At 62.4% G+C, this 24,593-nt stretch carries 17 protein-coding genes; 8 read left to right on the top strand and 9 right to left on the bottom strand.

Features of this window, described 5'->3' with window-relative positions; translation table 11 throughout:
- The first annotated feature begins 99 nt into the window (after positions 1 to 99).
- The 4 genes from rimI (at position 100) to purH (ending at position 5,164) form a co-directional block, all read left to right on the top strand.
- The gene (rimI, locus tag V5E97_RS21495; protein WP_015249875.1) at positions 100 to 630 is read left to right on the top strand and encodes a ribosomal protein S18-alanine N-acetyltransferase; all 531 of its coding nucleotides are present in this window, start codon (positions 100 to 102) and stop codon (positions 628 to 630) included.
- A gap of 187 nt (positions 631 to 817) precedes the next feature.
- Entirely contained in the window at positions 818 to 1,876 is a 1,059-nt protein-coding gene (locus tag V5E97_RS21490) for a hypothetical protein (RefSeq protein ID WP_406693585.1), read from the top strand.
- 178 nt (positions 1,877 to 2,054) lie between these two features.
- The gene (locus V5E97_RS21485; RefSeq protein WP_406693584.1) at positions 2,055 to 3,425 is read left to right on the top strand and encodes an outer membrane protein assembly factor BamB family protein; all 1,371 of its coding nucleotides are present in this window, start codon (positions 2,055 to 2,057) and stop codon (positions 3,423 to 3,425) included.
- Between the two features lie 140 nt (positions 3,426 to 3,565).
- Positions 3,566 to 5,164, top strand: a complete 1,599-nt coding sequence (purH, locus tag V5E97_RS21480; protein WP_406693583.1) for a bifunctional phosphoribosylaminoimidazolecarboxamide formyltransferase/IMP cyclohydrolase — start codon at positions 3,566 to 3,568, stop codon at positions 5,162 to 5,164.
- A 124-nt stretch (positions 5,165 to 5,288) separates the two neighbouring features.
- Here purH and V5E97_RS21475 read toward each other — a convergent pair whose 3' ends face one another.
- The 4 genes from V5E97_RS21475 to V5E97_RS21460 all read right to left on the bottom strand — a co-directional run bounded on the left by V5E97_RS21475 (position 5,289) and on the right by V5E97_RS21460 (position 13,185).
- A complete protein-coding gene (locus V5E97_RS21475) occupies positions 5,289 to 8,270 on the bottom strand; it encodes a hypothetical protein (protein WP_406693582.1) in 2,982 nt (993 codons plus the stop codon).
- Between the two features lie 258 nt (positions 8,271 to 8,528).
- Positions 8,529 to 9,782 (bottom strand): DUF1501 domain-containing protein, encoded by a 1,254-nt coding sequence (locus tag V5E97_RS21470; protein ID WP_406693581.1) that lies wholly within the window; start codon positions 9,780 to 9,782, stop codon positions 8,529 to 8,531.
- Between the two features lie 76 nt (positions 9,783 to 9,858).
- Entirely contained in the window at positions 9,859 to 11,232 is a 1,374-nt protein-coding gene (locus tag V5E97_RS21465) for a DUF1800 domain-containing protein (RefSeq protein WP_406693580.1), read from the bottom strand.
- A 171-nt stretch (positions 11,233 to 11,403) separates the two neighbouring features.
- The gene (locus V5E97_RS21460; protein ID WP_406693579.1) at positions 11,404 to 13,185 is read right to left on the bottom strand and encodes a hypothetical protein; all 1,782 of its coding nucleotides are present in this window, start codon (positions 13,183 to 13,185) and stop codon (positions 11,404 to 11,406) included.
- 262 nt (positions 13,186 to 13,447) lie between these two features.
- Here V5E97_RS21460 and V5E97_RS21455 point away from each other — a divergent pair, with 262 nt between their 5' ends.
- Complete coding sequence (locus V5E97_RS21455) at positions 13,448 to 13,987, top strand: FHA domain-containing protein (RefSeq protein ID WP_406693578.1); 540 nt, start codon at positions 13,448 to 13,450, stop codon at positions 13,985 to 13,987.
- Positions 13,988 to 14,275: 288 nt separating this feature from the next.
- Here the strand turns inward: V5E97_RS21455 and V5E97_RS21450 are convergent, their stop codons facing one another.
- Positions 14,276 to 14,641, bottom strand: a complete 366-nt coding sequence (locus V5E97_RS21450) for a hypothetical protein (RefSeq protein ID WP_406693576.1) — start codon at positions 14,639 to 14,641, stop codon at positions 14,276 to 14,278.
- 587 nt (positions 14,642 to 15,228) lie between these two features.
- Between V5E97_RS21450 and V5E97_RS21445 the strand changes: the two genes are divergently transcribed.
- On the top strand, positions 15,229 to 15,438 hold the full coding sequence (locus V5E97_RS21445) for a hypothetical protein (protein WP_406693575.1): 210 nt from the start codon (positions 15,229 to 15,231) through the stop codon (positions 15,436 to 15,438).
- A 222-nt stretch (positions 15,439 to 15,660) separates the two neighbouring features.
- Here the strand turns inward: V5E97_RS21445 and csrA are convergent, their stop codons facing one another.
- The 4 genes from csrA to V5E97_RS21425 all read right to left on the bottom strand — a co-directional run bounded on the left by csrA (position 15,661) and on the right by V5E97_RS21425 (position 18,662).
- The gene (gene csrA, locus V5E97_RS21440) at positions 15,661 to 15,930 is read right to left on the bottom strand and encodes a carbon storage regulator CsrA (protein WP_406693574.1); all 270 of its coding nucleotides are present in this window, start codon (positions 15,928 to 15,930) and stop codon (positions 15,661 to 15,663) included.
- Between the two features lie 136 nt (positions 15,931 to 16,066).
- Positions 16,067 to 16,543, bottom strand: a complete 477-nt coding sequence (fliW, locus tag V5E97_RS21435; RefSeq protein ID WP_406693573.1) for a flagellar assembly protein FliW — start codon at positions 16,541 to 16,543, stop codon at positions 16,067 to 16,069.
- Positions 16,544 to 16,957: 414 nt separating this feature from the next.
- A complete protein-coding gene (locus V5E97_RS21430; RefSeq protein WP_406693572.1) occupies positions 16,958 to 18,262 on the bottom strand; it encodes a DUF6807 domain-containing protein in 1,305 nt (434 codons plus the stop codon).
- Between the two features lie 112 nt (positions 18,263 to 18,374).
- Positions 18,375 to 18,662, bottom strand: a complete 288-nt coding sequence (locus V5E97_RS21425; protein WP_406693571.1) for a hypothetical protein — start codon at positions 18,660 to 18,662, stop codon at positions 18,375 to 18,377.
- A gap of 830 nt (positions 18,663 to 19,492) precedes the next feature.
- Between V5E97_RS21425 and V5E97_RS21420 the strand changes: the two genes are divergently transcribed.
- Both V5E97_RS21420 and V5E97_RS21415 read left to right on the top strand, forming a co-directional pair.
- Complete coding sequence (locus V5E97_RS21420; protein WP_406693570.1) at positions 19,493 to 21,349, top strand: serine/threonine protein kinase; 1,857 nt, start codon at positions 19,493 to 19,495, stop codon at positions 21,347 to 21,349.
- Positions 21,286 to 24,498, top strand: a complete 3,213-nt coding sequence (locus V5E97_RS21415) for a diguanylate cyclase (RefSeq protein WP_406693569.1) — start codon at positions 21,286 to 21,288, stop codon at positions 24,496 to 24,498. Before V5E97_RS21420 ends, V5E97_RS21415 begins: the two co-directional genes overlap by 64 nt.
- The last annotated feature ends 95 nt before the right edge of the window (positions 24,499 to 24,593 follow it).

Below are 24,593 nucleotides of genomic sequence, written 5' to 3'. Positions count from 1 at the left end.
TGACTACTCGCGCCGAAGATGATGCGGGTCAGATTTCGCCGACCGCCCCCGCTGCGGGGGATGGTCTCCGTCCGTCCGTTCCATGGAAGGAGAGGCTCGATGAGCACGGTCCCGACCACTAAGGCTCAGGTCCGAGTCCATATTCGCTGGATGATTCGTCGTGATATGCCCGAGGTCCTGGCCATCGAGCACGCCAGTTTCGAATATCCCTGGTGCGAGGAGGAGTTCCTCCGCGTTCTCAGGCAGCGAAATTGTATCGGCATGGTGGCCGAGTACGGCGAACGCGTTGTCGGGTTCATGATCTACGAGTTGCACAAGAACCGGCTCCACGTTCTCGACTTCGCGACCCACCCCGAGTTTCGCCGCCAAGGGGTTGGCCAGCAGATGGTCGCCAAGCTCGTCGGCAAACTTTCCAGTCACCGCCGAACCCGGATCGCGCTCAGCGTTCGGGAGACCAACCTGGTGGGGCAATTGTTCTTTCGGATTCAGGGCTTCCGTGCCATGGAGGTCGTTCGCGAGCACTACATGGATACGGCCGAAGACGCCTATGTCATGCAGTACTTGCTCGATGAATCGGTACTCGACGAGCCGATGCCGACCAACCGAATCGCCAAACAGTACGAGAACTGATCGAGCTTGCTCGCTCGCTCTCGACACCAAAATACTCGCGGCCCGCGCGGACCAGCACCACTGGTCCACGCGGGCCGTTTGGTCATGGTCCCGGAACCGCGAGAATCCGATGGTCCCAAGCCCCTCGATTCGTGATAATCCAGGGTAGACCGCGATCGGACTGGTCCCGCGAGATTCCCCGATTCTCATGACTGATATACCCGATGACGCCGAAGGCCTGACTCCAGGCTCAAACTTGCCCGCCGCGGAACAACGAGAGGGGAGCGAACCTTCCCGTGGCCCCAACAACTCCAAAGTGGCCCCTGATCTCGCCTCCATGGCCCCATGGCTCCAAGCCGGATTTTTGACCCTTGGCATTCTCTCGGCCATGGGCCCCAGTTCCGTCCTGTTCACGGGCGCTGCGCCCTCCTCGTCGGGGACGCTTTCAGTTGTCCTCGATGCGCTCACTCGCGTTTTTGCCTCGGCCTTGATCGGGTGGCTGAGCGCACAACTCGTCCGGGCGATAGCGACCGCGCTCGACGCCCAAGCGAAGCGAGTGGAAACCGCCGAATCGGCCGAGCGCCTTCTGATTTCGGCCCTGGGCCGAGTGGCTGAGGCGCTCGAGCGATCGGCGACCGTCGCGTCTGTACACGTCGCTGTTCCAGCGAACCCCGTAGCCGAGATCGGTAAGGCGATCCAGGAGGCCAAGTGGGACCACGCCGACACCTTGATCCGAGCGTTCATCGAGGCCCATCCCGATGATCCTGCCGGGCCCCGACTCACTCGTGAGCTCGAGACCGCGCGCGCGGTAGAAGCCCGCGGCCTTCACGCCAAGCTAGACGCAGCACGCGAGGCCAACGACCCAGACCGCGTGCTGGACCTTCGCGATGGGCTCCGGCCACTTCTCGAAGACGAGGCGTTGCGAACACTCGACCAGGATTTGATCCGGTGGCTGATGGTCGTGATCCAGAAGCGACTTCGCGGTGGCACGATCCGGGTCGACATGGTTGAACTCGCCACGAAAGTGGCCGAACGGTTCGACCACACCACGGAAGGAGCGAGCCTTCACGCCGCGCTCCCGACCCTCCGCCGCAGCGCTGGACTTTGCGCTCGCTGTGCCAAGCCCTATACCGGCATCGCCGACGCCTGCTCCGAGTGCCTGACGCCCCAGCCTCTCCCCTCCTTCGGGACCGAGTTCGATCCCGAGCCAGGATCAGCCGAAGACGACGATCGGGATCAAACCTTCTCTTTGGAGGATTCGGTATAATAGCGACAAGCTGACTTGATTTCGGGGTCTCCCTACCTCCGAGCCGGAGTTTTTCGAAATTCCCGAGTGTTCCTGGACCGCCCAGCTTGACCCGGCACGGAACGTCGGATAGGGATAAAGTGAGACTTTCCTATTCGGTTCGCTACTTCAGACGTCGGCAACGGGAAAGGAGCGGGCCATGTCCCGCCGTATCGTACTGAGCTGTGTCTTCCTGGCACTGATGGGCACCACGGTTCGTGCTCAGATTCCGATTTCTCGCGATCTCTTACCAACACGCACCGCGCTCGGGCGGGTGGGTCTAGAGCGGCACTGGATGGCCGCGGTCCCGATGGAGCCGACCGAAAAGCTCATCGAGATCAGCATGGCGGGCAACCTGATCTTTGCCCAGACCGACCACGCCGGTTTCCATACATTCGATGCCGAGACTGGCCGTCTCCTCTGGTCGACTCACCTGGGGCATCGATTGCAGGATGCCTTCCCTGCGTCGGTCAACTCGCGAATGGTCTTCGTGACCAACTCCAACCTGCTCTACGCTCTTGACCGACACACGGGTCGGAAGGTCTGGGTTGAGAACCTTTCCGTCTTGCCCTCGAGCCCCACGGCCTGTGATGAAGAGCAGGTGATGGTGGGACTGAGTACGGGGTTGCTCCGCTCGTTCTCGCTTTTCGATAAGGACGAGAAGGGTGTGGTCGTCAAGGACCTGAAGGGCAAGCCGGTGCTGTCGTCCCGGGCCCAGTTTGCCTGGAACTGGCAAACCGGGGGGCCGCTGACGTCACGTCCGTTGCCCGCCGGTCGCATGGTCGTGTTCGGCGGTCATGACGGTCGCGCTTATGCCGCGTTGACCGATACGCCCACGATGCTCTATCGGATCGCCACCGGCGGCCCGATCGAAGCACCCATCTCGTACTACGGCACGAGGACCTTCCTGGTTCCGTCGGCGGATAAGAACGTTTACTCGGTTGACCTTTTCACGGCCACGGTGATGTGGACCTTCGCGGCTGGAGCCCCGGTTCTCCAGGAGCCAATGGTCGCGAACAACGACATCTACATCGTCAATTCGTTGGGCGTGCTCAACTCCGTCGAGATTGGTACGGGGAAGGCCCGGTGGTCGACTTCCACTCACGGCGGTCGCCTGATGGCGGTGAGTGAGAAGCGGATCTATCTCGAGTCGTATGACGAAGACCTGTTCATCGTCGACCGCGAATCGGGCCGGATCGTCGCTGACCCACGGTCGACCTATAGCCGTGCAGGGGTCAACCTCCGATCGTACGACCTCAGCCTGACAAACACCTTGAACGACCGACTCTACCTGGCCTCGACGTCGGGCATGATCTTTAGCCTTCGCGAGATCGGTCAGACCCAGCCTCGGTTGCTCCGTGACCCGAAGACCCCGAAGTTCGGATTTATTCCCCCCGAGGGAGTTGCCATGGAGCCTCCTTCAGGGGTCACGCCACCCTCGAATTTGCTCCCGCCCGAGCAGATGGAAGAGCCGGAGCCGGCTGATACGGCTCCGGAGAAGGAACCTGAACCGGCACCCGAAGAGAAGTAAGCTCGGCCCTGAACTCAGTTTTTCTGTGTGAAATTTCGCTGGGTGGTTGTCATGCACGAACTCCGGCCTGAACCGGAGTTGGCGCTGGCGACCACCCTTGTCGCGTTGTCTGAAAACCGTCGGAGTGAAACGAGGGTCGAATGCACGAGATCGTACCAGTCCGCCGGGCTTTGTTGAGTGTCAGCGATAAAACGGGTCTGATCGAGCTGGCTCGCGTACTGGCCGGGCAGGGGGTCCACTTGCTCGCCAGCGGCGGAACCCGTTCGGCCCTGACCGAAGCGGGCCTCGAGGTGACCGAGGTCTCCACGTACACCGGACAGCCCGAGATCCTGGGCGGCCGGGTCAAGACCCTCCACCCGAAGTTGCACGGCGGCATTCTCGCTCGCCGTGAGATCGCCGAAGACCTTGCCGCTCTCGAGGCGCAGGGGATCGAGCCGATTGACCTCGTCGTCGTCAATCTCTATCCGTTTGAAGCGACGGTCGCGCGGGCCGGGGTCACCTTCGAGGAGGCTGTCGAAAACATCGACATCGGAGGCCCGAGCCTGATTCGAGGGGCGGCCAAGAACCACGCTCACGTGGCGGTTCTCACTGACGCCAGTCAGTATGAAAGCTTCGCGCGGTCGATCCAAGGGCAGGGGGGGACAACCCTCGACGAGCGCAAAGCGCTCGCCCTGGCGGCCTTCGCCAAATGCGCACGCTATGATCAGGCGATTGCCGATTACCTTGGGGGGGTGATTGGGTCGGTCGAGGGAGAGCCTGAGGCGTTTCCGCCCACACTGAACCCAAGGTTCGAGCGCAGGGCGGTGCTTCGGTACGGGGAAAACCCGCACCAGCGCGCAGCCTTCTACGTCGAACCCGGGACCCGTGGCCCCAACCTGGCGACCGCCCAATCGATTCACGGCAAAGAACTGTCCTACAATAACCTCCTCGACCTCGACAGCGCCTTGCGGCTCATTCGCCATTTTGCCGAACCCGCCGCAACGATTCTCAAGCACAACAATCCCTGTGGCGCAGCCATCGCCGACAATCTGGCCGAAGCCTTTGAACTGGCTTATGAAGGCGACCCCGTCAGCGCCTTTGGCGGGATCGTCGGGCTGAATCGCAAGCTCGATCGCGCAACCGCCGAGCGGCTCTGTGTCCCGGGACGATTCATCGAAGCGATCGTGGCTCCTGGCTACGAACCCGATGCCCTGGCCCTGTTGACCACCAAGCCCACCTGGAAGAACAGCGTTCGCCTGCTCGACCTGGGCGGCCCTATTGGTCCCGAATCGCCTGCTCCGGCCGGGTTCGACCTTCGTCGTGTCGAAGGGGGGATGCTCGTCCAGGACTGGGACACCATGGAAGAGGATCCCGCCTCCGGAACGGTTCCGACCCGTCGCGCCCCGACTCCCGCGGAGCGCACATCGCTCGGTTTTGCCTGGCGGGTCTGTCAGTCGGTTCGATCGAACGCGATCGTTCTGGTGCGCGATCGGCAACTCGTTGGCGTTGGCGCCGGGCAGATGAGCCGCCTGGATTCCGTGCGAATCGCCGTGACCAAGGCCGGAGATCGAGCTCGAGGAGCCGTACTTGCCTCTGACGCGTTCTTCCCATTCCGAGATGGCCCTGATACCGCCGCATCGGCCGGTGTGTCAGCCTTGATCCAGCCGGGCGGCTCGAAACGCGATAACGAGACCCTGGCCGCCTGCGACGAACATGGAATGGCCATGATCCTGACCGGTCGCCGTCACTTCCGACATTGATTCGCTTGCGGACATGAGCCGTCTGCGAGCGAACCGAAACAGAAAAAAAAGACAGGGCCAGTCGCGGAACTTATCCGCGACTGGCCCTCTGCTTGTAGCCCTTGAGCATTCGGACGGTTCGGGATCAACGGCGACCACCGCCACCACCACCGCCGCCACCGCCCCGTCCCATGCCGCCACCGCCAAAGCCTCCTGCATTTCCCATTCCGCCGCCGCCACCGAAGCCTCGGGCCCCGCCGCCACCACCACCGAAGCCCCCCATCTGTCCTCCGCTGAAACCTCGGGCTCCGCCGCCGCCACCACCGAAGCCCCCCATCTGTCCTCCGCTGAAACCTCGGGCTCCGCCGCCGCCACCACCGAAGCCCCCCATCTGTCCTCCGCCGAAGCCTTGGGCTCCGCCGCCGCCGAAGTTCCCCATCTGACCTCCGCTGAAACCTCGAGCTCCGCCGCCGCCTCCCAAGCTTCCCATCTGTCCTCCGCTAAAACCTCGGGCTCCGCCGCCGGCGCCCAAGCTTCCCATCTGACCTCCGCTGAAACCACGGGTTCCGCCGCCTAAGCCTCCCAACTGACCTCCGCTGAAGCTCTGGGCGCCACCACCGACGTTTCCGGGATTCAATGAGGGAGCTGAGAGGCCTCGACCCCCTGCGCCGCCGAACTGTTGGCCTGCTCCACCCAATCCACGCAGGGCGTTCTGCTGAGGAATTCCTCCGCCACGATGCGTCGGGATTCCTCCTGGAGAACCCATTCCTGGGTTCAGGCCTTGGGTACGATTGAGATTGGCCGTGCCAGCGAAGTTGGTTCCTCCACCACTCAAACCACGGGGGGCAGGATTTCCTGCCCTGTTGCCCAAGCCTGGCTGGCTGCCATTTCGCAGCGCATTGGCATTGAGGCCGCCGAGGTTAGCCCCGCTGTTTCGCAGCGCATTGGCATTGAGGCCGCCGAGGTTAGCCCCGTTGTTTCGCAGCGCATTGGCATTGGGGCCGCCGAGGTTAGCCCCGTTGTTTCGCAGCGCATTGGCATTGGGGCCGCCGAGGTTAGCCCCGTTGTTTCGCAGCGCATTGGCATTGGGGCCGCCGAGGTTAGCCCCGCTGTTTCGCAGCGCATTGGCATTGAGGCCGCCGAGGTTAGCCCCGCTGTTTCGCAGCGCATTGGCATTGGGGCCGCCGAGGTTAGCCCCGCTGTTTCGCAGCGCATTGGCATTGGGGTTGTTGAGGTTGGCCCCGCTGTTTCGCCGCGCGTTGGCATTAAGGCTATTGAGATTGGCCCCGCCATTTCGCAGCGAGCTTGCATTGAGGTTGTTCAGGTTCCCGGGGTTCTGATTCAGGCCTCCACGCGGTGAGCCATTGCGCATGCCATCGAGATTCATGGAGTTGCGTTGAAGCCCTGACGTGCTTGAGGTAAACACGGGGCGGGCCGCGGTGTGGACGCGGGATGCGTGTTGCACGCCGTTAAAGCCGGCGTTCCAATTTGATCCTGCAAGTCCCGACCGGCCGCGTTGAGTTTGCGAGGCCGTCTGGAATGGGCTGGCAAACGGCCGTGAGGACGGAGGCGCGATCACCCGGTTGCGAGGACCGGCCAAGCCGCCTGCCTGATTTCTCAACCCTTGGTTTCGGCCAGGACCGATCGCTTGCACATTGCGGAAGTTGTTATTCACGAACCGCGAATTAGGCAAGGTGATTGAACCATTGTGGCGGCCGTTTCCCCACTGGCCATTTCCCCATTGGCCATTGCCTCTTCCCCAGCGGCCGTTGCCCGCATGATGGTTTCCGTGTGGGCTAAAGGGGAAGTGGTTTCGATGAGGGAAGCCGTGTCGACCGAAACCACCACCGAAACCACCCCCAAAGCCTCCACCGAAGCCCCCGAAGAAGGGGAAGCCGAATCCGCCGAAACCAAATCCAATGGGATACCCGAATCCCGCGAGACTGAGCCCGAAGGGGTACCCAATTCCACCGAATCCGAACGCAAACGGACTTCCGAATCCCCCTAATGCAAATCCCCCGTCCCCAAACCCGCCGAACGGATAGCCAAACGAGGACATATAGGGATATCCGAGCGTCCCATAGAAAGGATAGTCGAGATAGCCGAAATAAGGTGAGAGTGTGCCGTAGGATGCGTAACCGTAGTAGCCACCGTTGGCGTCGTAGTAGCAGCCGGGATAGCCATCGTAGTAGGCATTGGGCCGTCCGAAGGCGCCGTAAAGAAGGCCGTAGCTCTGGGGCGAGATCTGGGTATAAGGCTGATACACCGTATCGCCGTTACGAGCGGAAGGATCGACCGAGGCCGGGGCAAACAGAGTGCCACGGTCGTCGAGCGTCCGATCCCAGTAGCCTTCCTGGAACGTCCAGCCCTCGGGTTGGCGAACCCACTGCGCGGGGACCCAGGACCAACCTTCCTGGACCTTGGTCCAGAAGCCTGGCTTCCAGACGACGCCGTCGCCGTCAGGGAAATACTGGCCGGGCACATAGAAGTGGTCCGCTCCGGGCGACTCGCCGGGCTGATCGGGAGGATGATCGGCTGGCGGTCCATCCTTGCGGAAGTCGAGCCGATCGGCCTTCCGTTCACTCCAGAATCCAGCCACCCGGTACCAACCTTGGTCGTCTCGCTTCCAGTAACCATTGACCCAGAACCGACCGGGAGGCGGAACGCGCCAGGTTCCCGTCACCCAGATGAAGTCTTTGCGGCCATCGTCCCACTGCCAGTACCCTTCGATCCATTGCGCGTTCGGATTGGGAGCTTCGACTCCGGGACGCTCCACAATAGGCGCGGGGGGAGCTTTCTCAATGCGCTCGGGATCGCCATCTTTGGCGGGCGAGATGAAGGCTTCGTGGACTGGTCCGTCGGTCAGGGCCTTGACCGGTCCTGCTTCATTCGCCGCCGGCGTTGGCGCCGGCGCGGCCGCATCGCCTGGTGGCAATGCGCCTGGGGGCGGAGGCGGTGGGACTTCCGGGCCGGCAACAGGCGCTTCTAGGCCGGGCTGCGGTGCGGCGAGAGCGGGCTCCTGGGGCCGTGGATCCGCGTTCTGAGCGGCCGTTGCGAGTCGGAAATTATCAAAGCATGGCAAGAGGGCCAAGCAGAGGCCAAGCTCCATGACAAGTCGTGGTTTCATCGGTCGCACTCCGCCACGCGGATGATTCAATATCAAGGGGTCTATGAGTGTAATACGAGGCTCGGCTCGGAAATTGCTAAAGTTGCCAAGAATTTCTCGACTCATCTCCGTGCAAAAGCCCGCTTGCCGATTCTCGTAAGAGGATATCAACAGCATCCTCTATGCCAAAGATGCCGCGCCGACAGGACTCGGCGCGGTATTTTGGCCCAGAGGATGTCGATGAATTCGCTTAAATTCGTTTTATTCGAAGTTTCCGGATCAAGCGGATCGAAAGAGCGGGAGCGGTTCAAAGCCTGGTCCCACGGCCTGATCGCTCGGGCATTCGAGCCAGGTGTCGAGCAGCGACGCGTAGACCCGACGAAAGTCGGTGTGATGCTTCAAGTCGCCGTCCCCAAGGTCCTCGAGACTGGGGTGGGGGCCGATCAGCCCTGCCGACCTGACGGGGCCGACCACGAACAGAGGCGCGGCGGCGCCATGATCGGTACCGCCCGAGGCGTTCTCCGCGACTCGCCGCCCAAACTCGCTGAAGGTGAGGAGAGCGACTCGGTCCGCCTGGCCGGAGCTGGTCAGGTCTTTGTGAAACGCCGCGATCGAGTCGGATAGTTCGGTCAGAAGCGCTGTGTGTGTGCCGAGCTGGTTCGCGTGCGTATCGAAGCCATCGAGCGAGGTGTAGAAGAGTTGGGTCCCAAACCCGGCTTTGACGATCTGGGCGATCAGTTCAAGGCGGCGGGCCAGGCCATAATTGGGATAGTTGGATTTCCCGGCCGCGGGCTGGGTGACCTGTTCGAGTCGTTTGCTCGAGTCGTAGGCGGTGAGCGTGCTCCGTCTCATGAAACCGAGCAGCGGGTCGTCGGCCGCCCGGTCGAGGCGAGCGACCTGGTCGAGGGCCTCGCGCATGGTCCGCTGATCTCGGGCGTCGCCGCCAAGCTGAAGCCGATATTGCTCGAGGCTTTCCAACGAAGGGGCTTCCGAGTGCTTCGCTTTCAGAGCCAGCGGCAAGCCACGGCTGCCGACATGGAGCGCAGCCGCGTCATGACCGACCGTGCGGGGCATCGCGTCGATGGTCCGCCCGAGCCATCCGGTCTCGAGGGCTCCCTCCTCGCGCCGAGCGGACTCCCAGATTTCCATCGACCGAAAATGCGAACGATCGGGGTTGGGATATCCGACTCCCTGGACGATCGCGAGTTGCCCCGCTTCGAGCAGCTTGGCCATCCCTCCCATCGCAGGATGGAGGCCGACCTCCTTGTTGATCTTGTGAATCCGTTCCGAAGGAAGCCGCAATACGCGACGGTGCCTGGCATAGCCGTCAATGCCGTGCGGGACCACGGTATTCAGGCCGTCGTTGCCACCGATCAACTGGACGACCACGAGGACCCGGTCGTTCGACTTGGTGCTGGGCCCTTGTCCTCGGGCCGACCGGGCGAGAAACGCCGGAACGGTGGTCGCGCCCATCGAAACCAGGGTACTGGCAGCCAGGGACGATTTCAGAAAGTCGCGGCGGTGGGATCGCATGGGGCAGGATCCTCGAGCAAAGGGGCCGTCGAAGCGCAGGCGTGGTCAGGATTTCAATGAGCCCTGGATTCAAAATTCATGCGAGTTGATATTCGGGCGAAGTAAGGACGGTCGCCGCGATCTCCTTGGACTCGACCTTGGTTGAAAGGCGTTCGCGGAGTTTGCGATCGAACGCGTCCTGAACGAGTAGTTCGATCAAGAAGTTGCCGGCATCTCGAGGGGTTGTCGCCCCGTGTTTCGCAGCCAGTTCGTTGGCGTTCAACCGCTTGCCGAGAGCCGCGTCCTGATCGGAGAGGAGGCTCAGCGCGAAGTTGGCTCGGGCGAGCATGGTAGTCGAGTTTGCCCAGGTGGCACCGCCATCCCAGCCCGCGACGCTGGGCGGGGCGAAGAGATTCTGGCCCATTTGCCCGCACGCTCGGGCCAGGGCGTCGGCCTGGACCGTCGGCTTGAGGATTTCGAGCGCCCGGATCGTCCCGATGGTGAATTCGACGGGACACTTTACGCGACGACGGCGGAGCGCCTCGTCATGAAAAAGGTTCGAGCGAAGGATCGTTCTCAAAGGCACCCGGATGTCGTAGCCCGACTCGCGAAACGGTTGGGCCAGTGACGCACTCAAGTCGGCGGAAATCGGGTCGACTTCGGTCACGAACTGACGAATCAATTTCTCACAGAGGAACTCGGCGCAGGCGGGCTGTTCGAGCAGGATCGAGGGGATGTCGTCCCCTCGGAGGGGCCCGGTGTGGCCAAGCACTTGCTTCGGACTGGGGTCGTGCTGGCCCGGGATTTCGCAAAACCGGTCGCGGACGACGAACCAACCGGTGAATGCGCGGGCTGCTTCCCGGACGTCTTTCTCGGTGTAGCGGCCCCGGCCGAGTGTGAAAAGCTCCATCACTTCGCGCGCGTAGTTCTCGTTCGGCTGCGCTTTGCGGTTTTCGGTCGAATCGAGCCAGATCAGCATCGCCGGATCCTTGCCGACGGCCGAGAGCATGGTCTTGAAGTCGCCGAGTGCGTGGGATCTGAGGAGATCGTTCTGGCGCTGCATGAGCAGCGAATTCTTGACCTTGCTATGCGAGGTTGCGAAGTGGTTATGCCAGAAGAGGGTCATCCGCTCGCGGAGCGGGTGCGGTGTGAAGACCATCCGGTAGAGCCAGATTCCTTGCAGTCTCGCCAGGGTGGCGCCCTCGGCAAGTTGTCCGGTCATGGCGTCGAGCATGGCGTCGAAGTCGAGGGCCGATTGGCCGTCGCCAGCGGTCGGCTCGCCGGCGATCAGACGATCGACGCTTGCGGCAGGTCCGTCGCCGAGGTCGCGCTGGAGGATCGCCCAGGAGGGGGCGAAGCCGGCCCGACGGTGAAGATGTCCCACGCGGGCCAGGTCCCAACGGGCCTTCGAGTCGGGATTCCACGGGGCCCAAGCTCGCGCGGGATCGGTGAGCAGCGGAGGAGCGTTCATCTGGTCCTCAAGGCGCCGTGGAGTGGAACGGAGTGCCGATCTCAAATCGGCCGATTTGAGAACTTGACGGATCGGAACGTCTTGTGAGCCGGGTGTGGCCCCCAGGTTCATCACCGAGGAGGGATGAGATCCACACAGGACTTCTGCTCACAAGACTTCAGAGCGAGTCGCTTACTTCCCGAGGTCGAGATTGAGCTTGAGCCGTAAGTCCTCGACGCTGTCCTGGACCGAGAGTCGGGCGAGCCCCAGGTACCGAAGAACCTGCGTGAGCACGGAGATTTCGTGTTCCGCTTGCGTCTTGTCGTGCCCCTTCTCGAGCATGTTTTGCATGACAAGACGAGTCTTGTTGATCTCGACAAGATCGGCCAGTTCGCGGCCGTCTGCTTCGATCAAGAGCGTCGTGTCCTCTGGCTTGGCAGGGGACTTGAAGCTCTGGATGAGGTCACGCGCCAGGCCGACGCTCGAACTCAAAATGAAGCGGTTTTCGACCTGAGCGATTGAGGGACTGAAGTTATGTCGTGAGTGAACCGGCTCCTTGGCGTCGAGGGGAGCTTTAGGAAGCATGAAGCGAGCGGTCGAGATCGTGACATCCTCAATGGTCTCGGACCCCAGCTCCAGAGGCGGTGATTTCGACTGAACGCCCCCTACGTTGATGACGCCGACAATCGACTGAAAAGCGACCTTGAGACGCTGGGGCAAGTCGTCGTCGCCGCCGGGCTTCAAGTCCACGATCAGCGCGAAGGCCGGGAGCTTCATGTCGGGAACGGGTTTCAAGTTCGAATGGTCTTGCCGGGCGACGACCAGTCTCCATTCTTCGCCCAGCGCTCCCAGTACGCCGGTACCGAAGTCGCGGCCACCGAAGAACTGCCCCGCGACGCCGTCGAGCTTGGCGAGCCCTTGCACGACTTCCGGAGGAAAGAGGTCCGCTCGCGCCTCCCAGATGCTCGAGAGATCACGCCAAAGGCTGAGGCTTGCAATGGTGCCGGGAGGGTTCACCGGCTTCTTCACGCCGCGCCCCTTGGGAGGGACGAACCCCTTCAAGGCCTCGGGATAGCCTGCCGACGGCGTTGGCAGCGTGAGTTCGGCGCCCAGGCCGGCATCGGTCCACGATAAAGCCGCCAAAGCCCAGTCGGCTTTCCGGATCGCCTCGAGCCACGACCCGAAGAGGAACGTCGCCGCAGGGTTCGGATCGCCCTGGAAGGCAAATCGCTTCGGGTCGAGTTCCCGCAGGCGATCGAGCCGGACGACGCCCCACGCTTGCCTATCGCCTGCCTGCGTTCGTCTCGCAATCCAGTTGGCGTCATCGGCCAAGGAGGCGCCGGCTTTCGCACCATCAAGGACGCGATCGACCACCAGTTTGAGGGTCTTCGAGCGGTCGGCAAAGACCAGCTTGCCCTCGACGATCGCATAGGCCCCTTTGCCCAGTTCGTAGCCCGTCACCCCGCGATACTCCGCCGACTTGATCGGATCCGCCTTTTGTTTGGACTCAGCGTTCTCTCGGGCCATCTCGAGAAGCGTCTGGTTGGCGCGAGTCAAGAATGCCGGATCGCTCGGCGTCACGATCAGGATCGATCGCGTCGATTTTCCCGGCTCTCCTTCGACAGCCAGGACGATGCCTCCCGCCGTCAAGTCGCGCAGGCCCTGTTGCCAGGTGGTGCCAAGCTTCTCCGAGGCACGCGCGAGCTCCGCAACCGCTTTCTTGTAGGCTTCGCTCTCGGTGTACCGTTCATAGCCAGGCACCGCTGTCAGGGCGTTCTGATACTTCTCCGTGAGTAATCGATCGAGCAATGGCGAAGGCTGGGACAGCTCGAGGTAGATCGCCGCGTCCCCCGCGATCCAGCGCGAGGCGTGCACGACTTCTCCCCCAACCGAGGCCGACACACCCCATGCGAACAGCAGTCCGGCAAACTCACAAAAAATCCCAAGGCGCATGCGGTGGCCCAGTCGAGGCATCGGCGCAACCTCCACTCAATTAAGGATGTTTCATTCGTCCGTGATTCGGTTCTGTTACCTCCCACCGAGTGGGCCGGTTTCAAAGATCCTCCGGTGGAGCTGGTGTTTAAACTTGATCCGTGGTATCGTGGATGCAATCATTCTCTCCGATTGTCGAAATCCACGGTCCGGTGTAAAATTTCAGGGTAGCGGATGCAATAATTAGGGACGATGCCACGCATTGCTTCCGCACGCTCTTTTCGCGGTTTTCCAAGGAAAGACAATGAAAGCCGAACTCGTTCCCGAGAATGGGGATCCGCCGATTGTGATCGACCGGGATCTCACGGTCGTGGGTCGTCGGGGCTTTTGCGATGTCACAATCGATCATCCGAGTTTGTCGAAGCGTCATTGCGTGCTGGTGAAGACGGACGGCCTGTTGGTGGTGCGCGATCTGGGGAGCACGAACGGCACGAAGGTCAAGGGGCAGAAGATTCGTTGGGCTGCGTTGTTGCCCGACGATCGACTGACCCTGGGCGGGTACAAGATGCGGGTCTATCTGGGACCCGACAGCGCGCCCGGCCCTTCGGAGCGGGCTCAGCGTGGACCGTCGTCTCGGGCGTCCGCGCCGGCGGGGGGCTCGAAGGGGCGGGATGCGGGGGCGTCGGGATTCGCAGCTCCGTCACCACTGGGGACGCCCGCGATCAAGGCGTCCGCCTCGTGGCCGGGTGGTCCGGACGAGCAAGGGGGGGGAACCAGCGGGAGCTGGCGTGAGCAGATGGGGGCGCTGGCCGATCCTGATGATGTCATCATCGAGCTGGATTGACCGCGTTCTGAGAGTCGATGCCGGACGGGTTGGTCGAGCGCGGCCAGAGCCGAACAAGTTCGATATTCGGCACCGCTGGAGCGCTCAGTTGCAGGCCCACATCTAGTAGAAAGCGATACTTGCTTCGGGGGCAATTGAGCCCCGACGGGTCGCTCGACGATCGCAAAGTCGCGGCCACGCTCCAAATCGTCGAGGGCCTTGGCGAACGCCGGGCCCAAAGGCCACGCGATCGGCCTCGTTGAGTTCGGTTCCGACCAGGGACACACCGCCCGGGCGAGCGCGAACCTTTCACCGGCAAGCTCCGGCCTTCTGTTCGCCGATGGGGATGGCTTCTGCGCCGTAGATGGCGGCGACTTCTCCGCTCGGCAGGACGAAAACCCCTCCGAGTACCAAGTAGTCGACAACCAGCCCGAGATTCAAATGGTGGACGGTCGACGGGATGCCTCCCGCCGTGATTCCATGACAGGATTCGAGGTGCCGGGGCGCCTCGCATCGTTGATCGGAGGTGGGTGCCTCGACGATCGTTCCGTCCGTGAGCGGGATCGCCTTGCGGCGCTTCGTTCTTCGGTAGATGACCGCAATCATGCCGGCGGGCGAGAGGCGGCGAAGCTCAACGAGTGCGGATGCTTTCAATCTCGATGTCGTGTCATTCATCTCACAAGCTCCCCACGGGACGAGTAATTCTGCCGGGTTTCCCTTGCTTTCGTCCCTGTTGGGATGATCCCGGTTTCCGTGCAACATGTAATGGGTCATTGCCCATCTGGGAGGACTCTCAAGCTGATCCATGCCACTGATGCTCGGCACCCGGAGAGTGAGCAGGCCGAGAGCCAACCGAGTGCGCCCACCCCATCAGAGCATGTCCTCGGTGTGCAATTAAAAAGAGAGATAAGCAATCGATGTGCCGGTTCTTTTTGGGCGGGTGTAACCTTTTAGTTGCAAGGTGTTTGCGGAAAACTGGAACGCGAGCCGACTTGGGATGCAGCAGGGCCTGTCATGCAAATTGCACGGTCCGTTCTGGCTGGCTGCACGATGAGACCAGGTTGCGTAAACGGTCCGGAGTTGGTGGTTCTTAAAACAACTTGCTTGATAATGTTAGAAAAGTTGGATGGCTTGATGGTTGTCGGGTCTGATCGCGAGGCCTTTTTTGTTTGAGTTCCAGGTCGTCTCGGCGGCCCGTTAACTTCGGCACGCGTTCAAGCGGGAATTGCCGCAACCGATGGTTTCAGCTCCTTCGGCGTCCCATGAGTCCGAAGCGTTCCCGACGTATCTGCCTGCTTGCCTCAGGCTTGCTGGGCGGTCGACGACGTCTGGCCCTGGGTTTCCGAATCCAAGGGCCACCCGATCGGCCCAGCTCTGGGCAACCGGCGCGGCCGACCTTCGACGAAGTCGTTGTCTTCGAGCGGATGGGGAAGGAAGGGGTGGCCTGCAACGTCTGGGATCGGCTCTCGTGAGACAGCGGATCATGCCACCGTGATTGGCTTGGTGGACTTGTACGATGTGCTGAGGCGGAGTCTTTGCTTTGTTAAAGGGCTCGAGGTGTCGACGAGAACGGACGCGCGCTCCCGGGTAAGAACCAAGGAACGCGCGTCCGGCGGGGGTTCGGAAGGTATCGCAGGCAGGGGCGGAAGGGGTCGGGCGTGGCCGGTTCCCCTTACTTACCAAGGAACGCGATCTCAAATGTCGTCGGTTCGCGGGCGACGCAAGTCGCGCCGAATCGGCGGGTTATTGAGGTGTTCCAGCTGGCGGGCGTCGTGGGGGTCCAGTCGGCTCGCCTGCCGGTTTTCGCGTTGAATGGCCTCGTACACTTCTTGGCGGTGCACGGAGATTTCGATCGGGGCCGCGATCCCCAATCGAACCTTATCGCCCCGGATATCTACCACGGTAATGACGATGTCATCACCAATGATAATGCTTTCGTCGCGGTGTCGGGACAGAACCAGCATCTTCTAGGCTCCTTCCTCCTGCCAACGAGATTCGTGACCGTCCCTGATCACGTTGCCCGGGCGCTCGGTTACCACGACGGGGCTTTCGACGACTGGGATGGCACGTCGCCGTTTGCGATAGTGACTGCTCGTCGGGTCACGCCGTCGCACGGAGCGGCGACGGACCAGGAAGCAGCGTGGGCGCAGGGGCTTGACTCGGATCGAGCGGATACCGTACCGCATAGCGACTGGAGGTCAGCACCAGTTGCCGGCCAAGCCGACGGACCGGGTTGAAAACCAGGGGCCCCTGGAGGTTGACCGTAAGGCCTCCTCCCTCGCCGCGGTTGAGGATCACGTAGATGAGCGCCGAACGCTCTTCATCCAGCTCCAGGGCCGTCCGGTCACCGGGACGGAGTTCGATCCGGTAGTCACTGACCGCCAGGGGAGGGGCGACCAATCCAAAGGCCAAATCTGCCGCGGTCACGCTTTGCAACCATGACAGGCCGGCCACGACCGGATCAGGGAGATGAACGAACTGCGTGAATGTACGGAACCCGACCAAACCCTCAGGAATCCGGATCAGATCCGATTCTGAGGCCTGAATCAGGCCGAAGCGGGTCGTGACGATGTTCACTTCCTGTTTACCTCCTTGAACGGCAGGTTGGGGCAGAACCACAACCCGACGCGACACCTAGGCGCCTCCGACCAGATTGAGCTGACCCCCGAAGGAGCCAAGTCAGCGGCCGTCCTGATTAGGGCCGTTTCGCCTCGGCCAGAGCCGTTGAACGCGGCCACGACGCATCCCGCGGACACTCCACACCCCGACCCGTCGGCTTCCACCGAGATCCCGAGGCTGGTTTGACCGACCGTAGTATCGTCGCGCCAACGCGCCGAAACTCAGTCCAGGACTTCGGAAAACGCAAACCGCCGCCCTGTTGGAATGACTGCACCGGTCAGTCCGTTCGTAACGATCAGGGCCGGCGGTTTCACGACCGCGCGACAGACGTGTTCCGAACCGCGAACCGAGTGGGTGGCGCGCTGGAAATGGTTAACGGCTCGCCGCTTTCGACTCGACCACCACGACCGGCGGTTCGGCAAAATCGCGCCAAAGCCTCTGGTTGAGTTTGGAGTCGGGCCGGCCGTCGTGAATCACCACCCGATACCGGAAGACGGTCGGCTCCCCCGAGCCGATCGAGACCTTGACGTCGTGGCCGGGCACGTAACAGAAGAAGGGGAGCAGGATCGGGTGAATCCGGGCCACCGTCGGATGATTGACGTTCGAGGGATGGTCGAGAATCATCGCACCGCCGTAACGGTCCGACCCCTCCTCGACCGGACCGGTCAGGTCGACCCATCGCGTGGGCTTCTGATCGCCCCCCAGCCGGTTTCGCCCCTCGCTGGTCAGGACGTCGAGCGGCCCCTTGACGAACGGCTCAGGGCCTCGGTAGGCCATCCCCCCGTAGCGGTACGGCAACAGCTCCATCGACGCACCCGTCGCTTGCTGAGTCGCTGTCAGGTCGAACACCCAGTAGGGGCTGTCCGGGATGTCGTAGGCTTCGATCTGCCACCGCTCGTTCAGGACGGTCCCGCGCCCCTTCGCCTCCCAACGGTGGCGGCTCTCGATTCGAGCGGTTACCGGTCCGGTTTCGGCACGGTCGAGGCGATCGAAGACGACTTTGCCGCTCCCACTCTGAATATTCCAGAAGTCAGGATGGTCTGAGCCGACTTGCGTCTTGGTGTAAGCGAGAAAAATGCCGCGATGATGGGGGTGGTGGCGCGAGAAGTCCCCTGTGATCAGGGCCCCTGAGGGGGTGTAAGCCGGGTGGAGGTAGGCGTCACGGGTCTGGATCGGGGGATAATCCGGGTGGGAGACCGGGCGCGTGTTGTATTGAAAAAATGGGCGATCCCGGTTCTTGAGCACGAGGGGGCCGGCCGTTGGATCCGAGAGCGTCCAGGGATTTGTCGCGTTGACCGCTTGGCCTGAAACCGCCTTGAACCGACGTTCGGTCCCCGCGGCCGTCATTCCCTTCAAGATCCAGGTCAGCCGGACCGGGGGCCCTGACTCACGGGCCAGGGTCTCGATCTGCGCCACGATCGGATCGTGAAGTGTCTTGCCATCCTGACTTAATTCTTTCAACAAAAAAGGTTTCGGGCCCGTCGCGAGCGATGGGACTCTCGCCTGCGTCTCGGCCCCCGGGGCTGCATTGAGGTCAATCCGTACCGGGGTGTCGACCCGGTCGTGGTCCCCCGCGCGGACCACCACGACCCACGACTCCTCCCCGAACGAGTCCACTGTGATGCCCAGACCGATCGCCAGGATGGCGGTGACCAGGGAAAATTTCATCAATGCCATGGGTCGCAAGGCCTCCGCCACGAGGACGCGGGTGGTGCTGGATTCGTCGAGGAACGATCGGAGGGGCCGGGCTAGACCTCTTAAAACGGAGTTCAGCGGGGTGGCAGTTTGGTCACGACCGATAGTTCTCTTCCAGCCCCCAGAGCCGTTGGAGCTGACGGTCGCGTTTGCCTTGCTCGAACCGGTAGATGGCGATCTCCTCGATCGTCTCACCCGGCGACGGTTGATAGGCCTGCTGTCGTTCCTCGGCCTCGCGGAACACCGGGCCGAGGTGGTCGGCGCAGGCGAAACCGTAAGTCTTCAGCTCCGAAAAGCTGCCGCCACTCCAGTGCGACGCGATTTTGTAGGTGGCTGCTTCCCGGCAGGTGGGCAGCGAGCATCGGACGTGTGTTGTCGACATGGTCGTCATCCTCTTCCTCAACGAGACGAAGTACTGAGTTGGACTCGGTGTGAATGAATGCCCGATCGCTCGAGAGAGGAAGAGACCACCGGACAGTTCCTTGCGAAACAAGGGACCCGAAACCAAAGTATGACGAACTGGTCGGAAAGAATTAAGCGCCACTTTCTCGAGACGAGGCTTTCCGGATTTTCGCACTGTCCCGAGGCGGATCGAGTTCAATCCAACAGCGGCGGAAACTCGTCGGCTACTCGAGCGATCGCTCCCTGCGTTATGACGCCGCTCGCCAGTTCCATTGGCAGAAAGAGCAAGGGGCAAAGGTGCCCCTCACGCTCGACGATGTTGATGGCCGGATAAGGACCGTCAAGCTGACCACCGATCTTCGCGGGTGGTACATCCCCAGGCTTCCCGTGCCCCAACTCGGGATCAATGACGGCGGTGCCGATATTTAATTGGTCACGTTTGCCTGGTTCGCTGAGCGTGGTGGTCAGTAACCGGTTCCTTAGTGAGAACAGGGATGCCGGCAATCCGAACTGATTAGGTCTGGGGTTGCACAGAGCCAGGTTTGAGGAAGCAGAAAAGTTAGGAAGGTTCTGGGTGCTTTTGCACGTGAATCGAACCTATGCTCTTGATGGCGAAGGCGACATTCGGATGGCTTTTCAGTTTGCCGAGAGGCAATGAAAGTCACGACAGTCCATGTAAGCACTACATCTTGGATGAATTTAGGGATGGCTCGCCCAGTGAGACGGCTTGAAGAAGTGGCCGCTTCGGACTTTGATTCCCCGGGGCGATCCGGCCGAATTGAAGAGGGGACAGTTGGCGCGATCGAACCGATGACGAGGATCCAACCCAACCCAACACTGGCCGATGAAGACTGGGTGGCTCCTCTCGAACCGATGCTCCCCGGCATCGGCCATGCTCCGGTTGAGATCCTCTATGAGAGCGATCGGACGCGGGTGGTTCGCTTGTCCCTGCCCACTCGGGCGGGGAGCTTGATCGTGAAGGAGTTGTTCGGCCCTCGCGCCAAGGCGCGGCGGCGGCACGAGTTGGGAATCATCGAGCGATTGGCGGGTGTTTGGGGGGTGCCGCAACTGGCTCCTCTGTCTGAATTTGCAAGCGAGTATGCAAACGCGATCGCAATGGAGGATGTTGCCGGCGTCTCGTTGGCCGAGTCGATTCGCAGCGGGCGGATGACGATCTCTGAATTACTGGAATTTGCACTTGGGTTGACGCAGGTCGTCGCGGCCTTACACCAGCAACGCGTGGTCCACAAAGATATTAACCCGGCCAATATCCTGCTCTCGGGGCCGGGGCGCCGGCCGATGCTGATCGACTTTGACCTGGCGACCACGTTCGCCGAGGAACGGCCGGGCTTCGTCCACCATCGCGAAATTGCCGGTACCCTGGTCTACCTTGCACCCGAGCAGACCGGCCGGACGGGCCGGACAGTAGATCGGCGAGCCGACCTGTACTCGCTGGGCGCCACGCTCTACGAACTGGCCGTCGGCCAGCCCCCCTTCGAAGGCGACGACCCACTCCAGTTGATCCGCGATCACTTGGTGCGAGTGCCGACGCCTCCCGTCGAACGGAACCCGCTCGTCCCAAGAGGGCTGTCCGAGATCATCATGCGCCTGCTCGAGAAGGAGCCAGACCGGCGCTATCAGTGTGCCGAGGGCCTTGCGGACGACCTGACCCTGTTGCGCGAGTTCCAGGCGCGGGGCGAGGACGCCACCTTCCCGCTGGGGGAACGCGACTTTCCGATGCGGCTCTCTCCCCCCTCCCGGCTCATTGGCCGTGAGTCTGAGATCGAGGCGTTGCGAAGGGCTTTCGAGGGCGTCAGCGACGACCAGGCACGTGGCGTGCTGATCGCGGGTGCTCCAGGCGTTGGCAAGACCGTGCTGATCGACGAGCTACGGCCGATGGTGACGGCGCGGCGTGGCCTATTCGTGGCCGGGAAGTTCGAACAATATCGCCGCGATGCGATGACCAGTGCGGTGACACAGGCGCTTCGCGCGCTTGGCAGCCTACTGCTGGCCGAATCGGAGACGGAACTCGCGAATCATCGGACGAGGATTCTCCTCGCCCTGGGTCCCAACGCCAGCCTGATCACAGCGGTCGTGCCGGAGTTTGCTTTGTTGCTCGGGCCCATGCCCGAGACCACGCCGGGCGACTCGTTGGAGACCGAGGCCCGCTTGCGCCTGGCTGTGCTGGAGTTGCTGCGTGCCGTCGCGTCGCCGACCCGGCCGGTGATCATGGTCCTCGACGATCTCCAATGGGCTGGCCCGATCTCGATCCGATTTCTCGATACCATGCTGGCGGATGAAACACTGCGCAACGTGCTGGTCGTGGGAGCCTATCGCGATACGGAAGTCGACGCGGCGCATCTGCTCTCTCCGATGCTCGCCCGGTGGGAGCGGTTGGGAGCGGCTCGGCTGAGGCTCTCGCTGCAAAATCTGCCGCTGGCCGACTTGGGGATTCTCCTGGAGGAGATGCTCCGCCTGCGGCCGTCCGAGGCGATCCGGCTGGCGGCGGTGATTGGTGATCGGACAGGCGGCAATCCGTATGACACCGTGGAACTGGTCAACGCGCTGCGACAAGACGGGGCGCTGAGTTTGGGGCAAGAAGGGTGGGGTGGGACGAAGCGACGGTTCGTCGGTTCGTCGGCCGGGGCGAGGTGGTGGACCTGCTGACCGCCCGCATCGACCAGTTGCCGATCGAGTCGGGTGAGTTGCTCGAGACCATGGCCTGCCTCGCCGGTGAGGTCGGGCTCGACTTGTTGGAGGCGGCCAGTGGCCTGACCATGTCGGCGTTGGAGGAGCGGCTTGCGCCGCCGCTCGAGGATGGGCTCCTGGTGATGAATCGCGGTGCCCATACGCTCGCCCTCGAGAGCGTCGGCGCGGTCCGGTTTCGCCATGACCGGGTGCAGCAGGCCGCTTATGGACGCCTCGACCCGGCGGAGCGGCTCGGCTTGCATCTTGCCCTGGCGCGGCGGTTGGCGTTGCTTCCTGATCGAGGCATCGAGGCTGCGGAGCAATACTTGCCAGCCGTCGAGGCGATTCACGACCTGAACGAACGCCGCCACGTTGCCAGTCTCTTCAGTGAGTCGGCGGAACGTGCTCGCCTTGTGACGAACCATGTCACCTCGGAGCACTTTCTTGAGGCGGCAATGGTCATGCTCGGCCCATTGGGGACCCCTGCCGATCAGGCGTCGCTCGCGGCTCTGGAAATCAAGAGGCATGCGGTCTTGTGCACTCTTGGTTGTCTCGAGAAGGCAGACGGGCTGTACCGCTCGATCGTCCGCGGCGGTCATGACCCGCTCGACCTGGCCGAGGCGGCCTGTGTGCAGATTGGCAGCCTGACCCACCGCAGCCGGTCGCACGAAGCCATTGAGTTGGGACTCGACTTGCTACGGCGACTTGGGGCACGCACTTGGGGGGCGAATGTTGAGTTGGAGCTCGCGGAGGGAGCAGCCACGTTCTGGCGATGGGCCGAGGAAGCCGCTGGTCGCTCGGAGCGAGAGCGGCCTGAGGAGTATGACCGACGCGTGTTCGCCATCGCCAGGCTGATCAACCGGATGATGCCGGCGGGTTTCTTCTACGATCGGATGATCCAGGCTTGGCTGGTGCTCGAGAGTCAGCGGCTCTGGGTCGAGCATGGTCCGTGTGCACCCCTTGTCTGTCCCTTGGGACACGCCGGTCTTGTCACGATCCTTCTGCGCGAGGATTATCGCACCGGCTACCAGGCCATGCGGCATGTCTTGGCGGTGGGCGAGGCCTTGGACTACCGGGCGGAAACGGCCCAGGCACGCTTCCTGTTCGCGGTCCACACCGCGCACTGGTTCGAGCCCCTGGAGAATGACCTCCAGTATGCGCAGCGGGCCCGCGAGGAGCTCATGCATGCGGGCGATCTGCAATTCGCCTGCTTCACTTATGTTCCCTCGATCTGGACTCTTTTGGATTGCGAGGCGACCCTGGATCGGTGCGCTACCGAGGTCGAATCGGCGATTGCGCTGGCTGAGCGAATTGGCAGCGATCACTCCCTGGCGAATTTCCTCTCTTCCCGGCAGTTGTTGCGCTCGCTCCGTGGTGAGACCGATGCCCACGGCTGCATTTCGGGGCCCTCCTTCGATGAGACCGAGCATCTCGCCAGCTTGGTCCGCAACCCGATGGCGACATGCTATTTTCATGTGAGTCGGGCGTTAACGGCGGCCTTGTTCAACGATGCGTCGGGGCTGGCCCACCATGCCGCCTTGGCATTGCCGTTACTGACCAACATTGAAGGCGCCTACTCTGTCGCGCTCACCTATCTGTTTCAGGCGATGGCCTTGGCCAACCAGGCCCGGGCTGCGGATCCGCGAGAGCGAGCCGCAACGCTCGTTGAACTCGATCAGTGCCGGGACTGGCTGGCCCGCCGTGCCACGGATGCTCCTGGCAACTTCCTGCACCTGCTCCTTCTGGTTGATGCCGAGCGTGCCTGGGCCGTGGACGACTTCCGCGCAGCGGCTCACGCCTTCGATACAGCACAATGGGAAGTGTCGACTCGGCATCGCCCCTGGCATCGGGCCCTGATTGCCGAGCGGGCCGCCCTCTTCAACCTCGCACACGGTCTCGAGCACGCCGGTCGCAATCTCTTGGCCAAGGCGAGCCGGCTCTATGCGGCCTGGGGGGCGACTGCGAAGGTGCGGGAGCTTGAACACACCTATCCCTTCCTGCGGACTGTAGACACCCATCGAGCGAAGGGCGATTCAACTGGCAGTGGCGTCTCCTCCGATACGATCGACATGCTGGCCATCCTCCGAGCTTCGCAAACGCTGAGTTCGGAGACCAGCCTCGAGCGGCTCAAGGTCCGAGTCGGCGAGTTGCTCGGGGCGATGACCGGCGCGACGAAGGTGCTGGTTGCGTTGCGAGACGAGGATTCTCAGGGATGGTTCCTGCCTTCGACAGCGCGTGAAGTCGGAGAGCCAATCTCGGTGGATGAGGCCAGTGGGCGTGTCCTGCTCCCGCTCTCGGCTTTTCGTTATGCCGAGCGAACCCGAGAGCCGCTGCTCGTGGAGGACACGACACGCGACGACCGGTTTGCACGTGACCCCTACTTCGCCGGCCTCGAGTGCTGTTCCCTGCTGCTGGTCCCGATCCTTAACCAGGGCGTCCTTCGCGCCATGCTTGTGCTGGAGAACCGGCTCAGTCGAGGCGCGTTCTCGGCGAGTAGGATGGACGCAGTCATGCTGATCGCCGGCCAGCTCGCAGTTTCACTGGATAATGCGTTGCTCTATGCCTCGCTCGAACGCAAGGTGGCCGATCGAACCGAGGCCTTGGGGGCGGCGAACCGCCGACTCGAGGCGCTGAGTATTACCGATTCACTCACGGGATTGGCCAATCGACGCCACTTCGACGAGGTGCTTGCGGCCGAGTGGCAACGCGCGCAACGGCCTGGGAACTCACTTGGTGTGGCCATGATCGATATTGACCACTTCAAGTTATATAATGATCGTTACGGGCATCTCGCCGGTGACGCTTGCCTCCGCCGCGTCGCCGAGTCTTTGGGCGGAAGTCTCCGCCATGGCATCGATCAGGTGGCCCGCTATGGCGGCGAGGAATTCGCCCTGATCCTGCCGGGGGCCGACTCTGTGATGATGGTGGAAGTGGCCAGCCGGGTTTGCGCCGCGGTCGCCGCGCTGCGAATTCCCAATGAAGGGGCGGCTCGCGGGATCGTGACCGTCAGTATTGGTATTGCCGCAACCGTGCCCTCTCCTCGAACCACCGCCGAGTCGCTCATTGAGGCCGCCGATGTGGCGCTCTACAAAGCCAAGCACAATGGTCGAAATCAGGTGGCATCGTAAGGGAAAAGGTCACACAAACGAGTAATTCTCGATGATTGACGTGTGACGCACTCTGGAGCTCCCGGAGACGAAGCGAAGAGTCCTGATCCTTGGCC

It is taken from the genome of Singulisphaera photorubra (genome assembly GCF_045290345.1).
Classification (GTDB): Bacteria; Planctomycetota; Planctomycetia; order Isosphaerales; family Isosphaeraceae; genus Singulisphaera.
Note: the sequence above shows the minus strand (reverse complement) of the source record. Positions and strands in the feature narration are given on the sequence as shown.